Source organism: Pseudacidovorax intermedius (genome assembly GCF_001476815.1).
Classification (GTDB): Bacteria; Pseudomonadota; Gammaproteobacteria; order Burkholderiales; family Burkholderiaceae_C; genus Xenophilus; species Xenophilus intermedius_A.
On the sequence record NZ_LDSL01000208.1, the window covers coordinates 1 to 7579 of the forward strand.

Sequence of the window (7579 nt, forward strand, 5' to 3'; positions counted from 1 at the left end):
ATGGCGATGCTGTAGGCCTCCTCGCCGCTGGAGGAGGCGGCGCTCCAGACGCGGAAGGGCGCGGGGCCGCGGTGGGCCAGGGCGGCCTCGCGCAGCAGCTCGAAGTGGCGCGGCTCGCGGAAGAAGTAGGTCTCGTTGGTGGTGAGCAGGTCGATGGCGGTCTGCACCTCCAGCGGGTCGTCGCCGCGCTGCAGCAGGGCGAAGTAGTCGGCGTAGCTGGCGAGCTGGCGGGCGTGCACGCGCTTGGCCAGGCGGCCGCTGACCAGGGCCTTCTTGGCGGTGCCCAGGGTGATGCCGGCGGCTTCGAAGATGAAGCGCTGGAAGTGGCCGAACTCGGTGTCGGTGAGGGGTTTGGCTTGCGTGTTCATGCGGCCGGGGAAGGAAGCGTGCGAGGTCGCCCTCAGTGCGCGGGTGCTTGCATGGCCGACTGCGCGGCCGGCGTGGACAGTTCGCCGAGTTCGGCCAGCTCGTCGCCGGCCAGCACGTGTTCCAGGTCGAGCAGGATGACGAAGCGGCCGCGCACCTTGCCCATGCCCTGGATGAAGTCGGCGCGGATGCGTGCGCCGAAGGCCGGGGCGGGCTCGATGTCGGTGGCGGCGATGTCCAGCACCTCGCTGACGGCGTCGACGACGATGCCCAGCACCTGGCGCTCATCCTCCTCGGTGCGCACCTCGACGATGACGATGCAGGTGCGCTTGCCCACGGGCGCGGGCTCACGGCCGAAGCGGGCCTGCAGGTCGATGACGGGCACGACGGCGCCGCGCAGGTTGATCACGCCGCGCACGGAGGGCGGCATCATGGGTACGGTGGTGAGCTCGCCGTACTCGATGATTTCCTTGATGGACAGGATGCCGATGGCGAACATCTCGCCGGCCAGCTGGAAGGTCAGGTACTGGGAGGGCTCGGCCGCGGCCGTGGCCGGCAGTGCCGAGGTAGAAGCGGACGACGCAGTGGCGTTCATGGGTGTCTCCGGCAATCAGTAGTGGGCGAACTGCGCTTCGTCCATGTCGGCCTCGGCAGTGGCCAGGGCCAGCGAGGGCGCGCGTTTGCGGCCGAGCTTGGGCTTGCGCGCTGCTTCGGCCGCGGGCACGACGCGTGTGCGCTGTGCGCCGCCCAGCTTGAAGAAGCTCATGGTGTGCTGCAGCTGCTCCGCCTGGCTGCTCATCTCCTCGGCCGTGGCGGCGAGCTGCTCGGAGCTGGAGGCGTTCTGCTGCGTGGTCTGGCTCAGCTGGCCGACGGCACCGTTGATCTGGCCCACGCCCGAGGACTGCTCCTCGCTCGCGGCCGTGATCTCCTGCACCAGGTCGGAGGTCTTGCGGATGCTGGGCAGCATCGCGTCCAGCAGTGTGCCGGCGCGCTCGGCCAGGTCCACGCTGGAGGTCGCCACGGTGCCGATCTCCTGCGCCGCGACCTGGCTGCGCTCGGCCAGCTTGCGCACTTCGGCGGCGACGACGGCAAAGCCCTTGCCGTGCTCGCCGGCGCGGGCCGCCTCGATGGCGGCGTTGAGCGCCAGCAGGTTCGTCTGGTAGGCGATGTCGTCGATGATGTTGATCTTGGTGGCGATCTGCTTCATCGCATTCACCGTGGCTTTCACGGCCTCGCCGCCTTCGTTGGCTTCCGTGGCGGCCTTGGTGGCCATGGCATCGGTGAGCTTGGCGTTCTCGGTGTTCTGGGCGATGGAGGCGGTCATCTGTTCCAGCGAGGCGCTGGTCTCTTCCACGCCCGCGGCCTGCTCGCTGGCGGCCTGGCTGAGGGATTGGGCGGTGGCGCTGACTTCCTCGGACGCGCCGGCCAGCGACTCGGCCCCGGTGTTCACGTCCGACACCACGCGCGACAACTTGTCCACCATGTTCTTCATGGCGGCCAGCACGCTGGTGGTGTCGCCAGCGCGGGTGGCGACCTGCAGGGTGAGATCGCCGCTGGCCACGCCGTTGGCGATCTGCGCCACATAGGTGGGCTCGCCGCCCAGTTGCCTGAGGAGGCTGCGTGCGATGACGATGCCGACCAGGGCCACCAGAATCAGCGTGGCTGCGCCGATGGCCAGTGAACTCAGCAGCGCGGACTGCCGGGTGGCATCGGCCTGCGCTGCGCCGTCCTTGGCAAGCTTTTGGTTGTAGGCCTCGATGTCCACCATCGCCTTCGCCAGGCGGCTTCTCACGGCCACCTCGTTCTCGATGTAGGTGATGGCTTCCTCGCCCTTGTTGGCCATGCCGAGCTCTTCGAGTCGGCTGCGGACCGGTAGGTAATTGGCCCAGGCGGACTTGACCTCGTTCAGCAGCGCGCGATCCGTCTCGTCGGTGATGTTGTGAAGCTCATAGTTCTTCAGCGACTCCTCCACCTTCGCCACTTGCGCCTGGACGACGAGGCTCGCTCGCTTCATGCGGGCGGGGTCGGAATCGGCAATGATCTTCCAGGTCTCCAGCCGCGTGTTCATCATGGCGTTGTTGAACTCCGCGATGTTGATCAGCGACGGCACGCTGTTCTCCGACGCGTAGCTGGCGGACTTGAACACCTGCGCCATCTGCACGAAGTTCGATCCGACGAGGACGAGGACGCCTGCCAGCGCCAGCGAAATCAGCAGCAGGAATTTCTGGGTGACGGTGAGCTTGTTCATGAGAGGTCTTTCACACGTGGAAGAAGGTGGGTCATCAAGGTTGGCGGGTCGGGGGAGTCAGGCTCAGTGCGTGGGCAATGCGTGGCTCAGGCCGCCTGATGGGAGCAGGTGGGCGAGTTCCTGTTCGTCGAACAGACGGTCCAGGTCCAGCAGGATCACGAAGCCGCCGCGCACCTTGCCCATGCCCCGGATGAAGGCCAGACCCGCGCTGGCGCCCAGGGAGGAGCCCGGCGCGATGTCCGCGGCCGGAATGGTCAGCACCTCGTTCACCGCATCGACGAGCACGCCCAGCGTCTGCCGGCCGGTGGCCAGCGGCACGTCGGTGATGACGATGCAGCTTTGCGGGTTCGGCGCGGCCGGGTCGTGGCCGAAGCGGGCGGCCAGGTCCACCACGGGCACCGCGGTGCCGCGCAGATCGATGACGCCGCGCATCCATGCCGGTGCCAGCGGCATGGCCATGCGTCCGAGGTCGACGATGATTTCCCGCACCGCCAGGATGCCGAAACCGAAGACGTTCCCTGCGAGCTGGACGCTGAGGTATTGGTCCGCCACGGACGTGAGCGCGGCGCTGCCGGGCTCGGCAGTGGCGGGCTCGATGAAGGCGAGGTGCTGACCGTACATGGTGCGCAGCGGGGGCGGCCTCAGTAGCGGGCGAACTGGGCTTCGTCCATGGCCGCGGCGACGCCGTTGGCGGCCAGCGCCAGCGGGGCGCCGGGCTTGCCGCCGCGCACCGCGCGCGCCGGCCGGCGCGCCGGGAGCACGACGGCGCCGGTGGTGGGCCGATCCACGGCGGTCATGCCGGTCTTGAAGAAGCTCATGGTGCGTTGCAGCTGCTCGGCCTGGCCGCTCATCTGCTCGGCGGTGGCGGCCAGCTCTTCGGCGCTGGAGGCGTTCTGCTGCGTGGTCTGGCTCAATTGGCCGACGGAGGCATTGATCTGGCCGACGCCGGTGGACTGCTCCTCCGACGCGGCCGTGATCTCCTGCACCAGGTCCGAGGTCTTGCGGATGTTGGGCACCATCTCGTCGAGCAGCGTGCCGGCGCGCTCGGCCAGCTCGACGCTGGAGCCCGCCACGCTGCCGATTTCCTGGGCCGCGACCTGGCTGCGTTCCGCCAGCTTGCGCACTTCGGCGGCCACCACGGCGAAGCCCTTGCCGTGCTCGCCGGCACGTGCCGCCTCGATGGCGGCGTTGAGGGCCAGCAGGTTCGTCTGGTAGGCGATGTCGTCGATGATCCCGATCTTCTGGGCGATCTGCTTCATCGCCGCCACGGTGGCCTTCACGGCTTCGCCCCCCTCGGCCGCCTCGGTCGCCGCCTTGGTGGCGATGCCGTCGGTGACCTTGGCGTTGTCGCTGTTCTGGCTGATGGAGGCATTCATCTCCTCGATGGAGGCGCTGGTCTCCTCGACGCCCGCGGCCTGCTCGCTGGCGGCCTGGCTCAGGGCCTGGGCGGTGGCGCTCACTTCCTCGCTGGCGCCGGCCAGGGCCTGGGCGCCGCTGTTCACGTCCGACACCACCTCCGCCAGCTTGGCCACGGTGGTGTTGGCGGCGTCGCACAGCGCCAGCAGCTGGCCCTGGCAGTCGGCATTGGCGGTGCGCGTCAGGTCGCCCGAGGCCAGGGCCTGCAGCACGGCGCCGACTTCTTCAACCGGCACGACGATGGTGTCCAGCGTCTTGTTGATGCCTTCCACGATGGCGCGGAAATCGCCGTGGTGGGCGGTGGCGTCGGCGCGCACGTCCAGCCGGCCGGCGGTGGCGGCATCGACCAGCAGGCGGCTGTCCGTGATCAGTGCCTTGAGGTTGGCGCGGACCTGCTCGATGGTGTCGTTGATGAAGGCTTTCTTGCCGGGAAAGGCATCCAGTGGTGCATTGAAGTTGCCCTTACCAAACTCGGCCACGCAGGCCATGGCTTTCTTCTTCACGGCCACGTGGCCGGCCACCATCTGGTTGATGCCTTCGGCCATGACGCTGAAGTCGCCGGCGAAGCGGGTGGCATCGATGGTGGCGTCGATGTCGCCGCGGTCGTGCTCGTGCGACATGGCGTTGAGGCGGTCGAGCAGGTCCTTGAGCGTGGCCTGCAGCGACACGGCCTCCTGCTGGATCTGGCCGAAGCGGCCCGGCAGGGCGGCGCCGCGGTCGGCCTGCATCTCGCCGCGGGCCAGGCTCTGGAGCTGGCCGCCGAGCTGGCCCATCGCCAGCTCCGCGTTGGACAGCAGCTCGTTCATGCGCGTGGCCAGCGCCTGGAAGAAGGCCGAGGCGCCTTGGGGCACCTGCAGCCGCACCGAGAAGTCGCCCGTGCTGGCGGCGGCCACCACCTGGGTGACGGCCTCCTGGGTGTGCACTTCCACCGTGCGGTCGGCCCATTCCACGCTGGTGCCCAGGCGCTTCTCGTCGGCGCCGAAGATCGGGTTCGCGACCAGTTCGAAGTGACGGCCGCCAATCTGGATGTTGGCCTTGTGCGTGCCGCGCAGGTGCTTGAGCAGGTTGCGCTGGTGGTGCGGATTGGCGTGGAAGACGTCGAAGGAACTGTTTACCACCGATGCGGCGCTGAACTGCGGCAACTGCTTGCGGATGTCGGCCTCTGCGGCCGACAGCATGGCCAGCACCGAGCGGTTGGCGGTGCGGATGATGCCGTCCGCATCGGCCACCATCAGGTTGCCGGTGGCGCCCGCCACCGTCAGGCTGAAGCGTTGCGCCAGTTCGGTCTGCTCGTCGAGCCGTGCCAGGGCCCGCAGCTGGGCCGCGAGGACGCCGGCGGCCAGCAGCGCGGCGGCGGCCGCGGCCATGGCCGGCATCAGGCTGCCTTGAAGATAGGCGACGGCGGCGGTTGCCAGCGTCAGCAGGATCAGCAGGGCCGGACCGCTGGCGGTCAGGGGATGGCGGCGAATGGTCTGGAACATGGGATGTGCCTCCGTGGAATGGGCTGCGTGAAGAAGGGGGTCAGGTTGCAGTGGCAACGGCAGCGGGGCTGCGTGCCGGGTCGGGGAGCCGGGGCCTGGGCCCATTGCGGCCGGTGCCCGCTGCGGTGGGCGCCAGCACCGCCAGCGCCGCCACATCCAGAATCAGCGCCACCTCGCCGCTGCCCAGGATGCTGGATCCGCTGATGCCCTGCAGGTGGGCGAACATGGGCGCCAGGGGCTTGATGACCGCCTGGGCCTCGCCCAGCAGGCGATCCACAATCAGGCCGAAGCGCTGGCCGCCCTGGCGCACCACCACGATGCTCTGGCGGGCGGTGGCCGCGCCCTGCACGGCGAACAGGCTGCGCAGGCGAATGAAGGGCAGCACCTGGCCGCGCAGCTCGGTGTAGTCGTGGCCGCTGTCCTCGCGGAACTCGATGCATTCCTCGATGGCTTCGAGCGGCAGCACGAACACCGCGTTGCCCACCGCCACCTGGAAGCCGTTGATGATCGCCAGCGTCAGCGGCAGGCGCACCGTCACCGTGGTGCCCACGCCCGGCTCGCTCGCCAGCGCCACCGTGCCGCGCAGCGCCGTGATGTTGCGCTTGACCACGTCCATGCCCACGCCGCGGCCCGACAGGTTCGTCACCTTCTCGGCCGTGGAGAAGCCCGGCTCGAACACCAGGTCGTAGATCTCGGCGTCGGAGAGTGCGCGCCCCGGCTCGATCAGCCCGCGCTCGGTCGCCTTGGCCAGGATGCGCTCGCGCGAGAGCCCGCCGCCGTCGTCGCCCACCTCGATCACGATGTGGCCGGCGTCGTGGTAGGCATTGAGCGTCACCGTGCCGCGCGCGCTCTTGCCGCGCTCCAGGCGCAGGGCGGCCGGCTCGATGCCGTGGTCCATGCTGTTGCGCACCAGGTGCGTCAGCGGATCGGCGATCTTCTCCACCACCGTCTTGTCCAGCTCCGTGTCCTCGCCGTGCACCACCAGCGCGATGTCCTTGCCGATCTCGCGGGCCACGTCGTGCACCACGCGCTGGAAGCGGCTGAAGGTCGCGCCGATCTTGACCATGCGCAGCTGCAGTGCGCTGTCGCGCAGCTCCTGCACCAGCCCCGTCAGCGTGGAGTGCGCCTCCTGCAGCGCGCTGTTCTGGATGTGGCGGCCGGCTTGCGTGGCCGTGGCGCTGGCCGTGATCAGCTCGCCCACCAGGTCCACCAGGCGGTCGAGCTTCTCGGCATCGACCCGCACCGACTGGCTCTCGGCCGAGCGGCTGGCCTTGATCTGCTTCTGGCGGCTGAGCGCCGCCTCCACCACCGGCGCCTGCACGCTGCGCTGCTCGACCAGCAGCTCGCCCAGCGGCGCGGCGATGCCCGCGTCCTGCAGGCGCAGGGCGTCCTCCAGCTCGCGGCGGGTGAGGCTGCCGCAGGTCACCAGCATCTCGCCCAGGCGCAGCGCCTCGCCCTCGCCGTCGCCGGCCGGCGCCAGCAGCTTGAGCAGCTCGACGTAGCGCGAGACCTCGCTGTCCGGCGGCACGATGTGCACCGCGCAGTCGTCCATCACGAACTCGAAGGCGCCCTCGATGGCGGCCTTGGTGGCGCTGCTGCGCAGGCCGATCTCGAAGCCCAGGTAGCAGGACTCGGCATCCATGTCCTTGAGCGCGGGCAGGCGGTCGGCCAGGGTGGCGATGCCGGTGATCGTGCCCAGCTTGCCCAGGTAGCGCAGGAAGGAGATCGGGTCCATGCCGTTGCGCAGCACGTCGGCGCCGAAGCGCAGCGAGATGTGCCAGTGGTCGCTGGCGCGCCCACCCGCGACCGCGATGGGCACGGCGGCCGGCGCCGGCGCGGCGGCGTGGCTGGCGGCCGGGGCGCCCGCGGCCTGCAGCAGCTGGTGCAGCTCGGCCAGCAGCGGCTGGCCGTGCGCGGTGAGTTCGGCGTCGGCCTCCAGCTGGCCGGCGGCGGCGGCGGCCACCAAGCGGCCGATGTGGTCGCGCACGCCCAGGAACAGCGAGACCAGGGCGTCGTCCAGCGCGATGGTGCCTTCGCGCACGCGGTCGAGCACGCTCTCGGCGACGTG

At 69.8% G+C, this 7579-nt stretch carries 5 protein-coding genes and 1 pseudogene; all 6 read right to left on the reverse strand.

The window, feature by feature from the left end:
* Window positions 1–368, reverse strand: a 368-nt coding sequence (locus NS331_RS24350; RefSeq protein ID WP_275936482.1) for a CheR family methyltransferase, incomplete at its 3' end; no start/stop codon positions are given.
* Window positions 369–400: 32 nt separating this feature from the next.
* Window positions 401–961, reverse strand: a complete 561-nt coding sequence (locus NS331_RS24355) for a chemotaxis protein CheW (RefSeq protein ID WP_058644506.1) — start codon at window positions 959–961, stop codon at window positions 401–403.
* Between the two features lie 15 nt (window positions 962–976).
* Complete coding sequence (locus tag NS331_RS24360) at window positions 977–2614, reverse strand: methyl-accepting chemotaxis protein (RefSeq protein ID WP_058644507.1); 1638 nt, start codon at window positions 2612–2614, stop codon at window positions 977–979.
* 63 nt (window positions 2615–2677) lie between these two features.
* Window positions 2678–3235, reverse strand: a complete 558-nt coding sequence (locus tag NS331_RS24365) for a chemotaxis protein CheW (RefSeq protein ID WP_058644508.1) — start codon at window positions 3233–3235, stop codon at window positions 2678–2680.
* A gap of 20 nt (window positions 3236–3255) precedes the next feature.
* Window positions 3256–4965: pseudogene (locus tag NS331_RS25880) on the reverse strand (methyl-accepting chemotaxis protein); the annotation flags it as partial.
* Window positions 4966–5551: 586 nt separating this feature from the next.
* Window positions 5552–7579, reverse strand: a 2028-nt coding sequence (locus NS331_RS24375; protein ID WP_082702750.1) for a chemotaxis protein CheA, incomplete at its 5' end; no start/stop codon positions are given.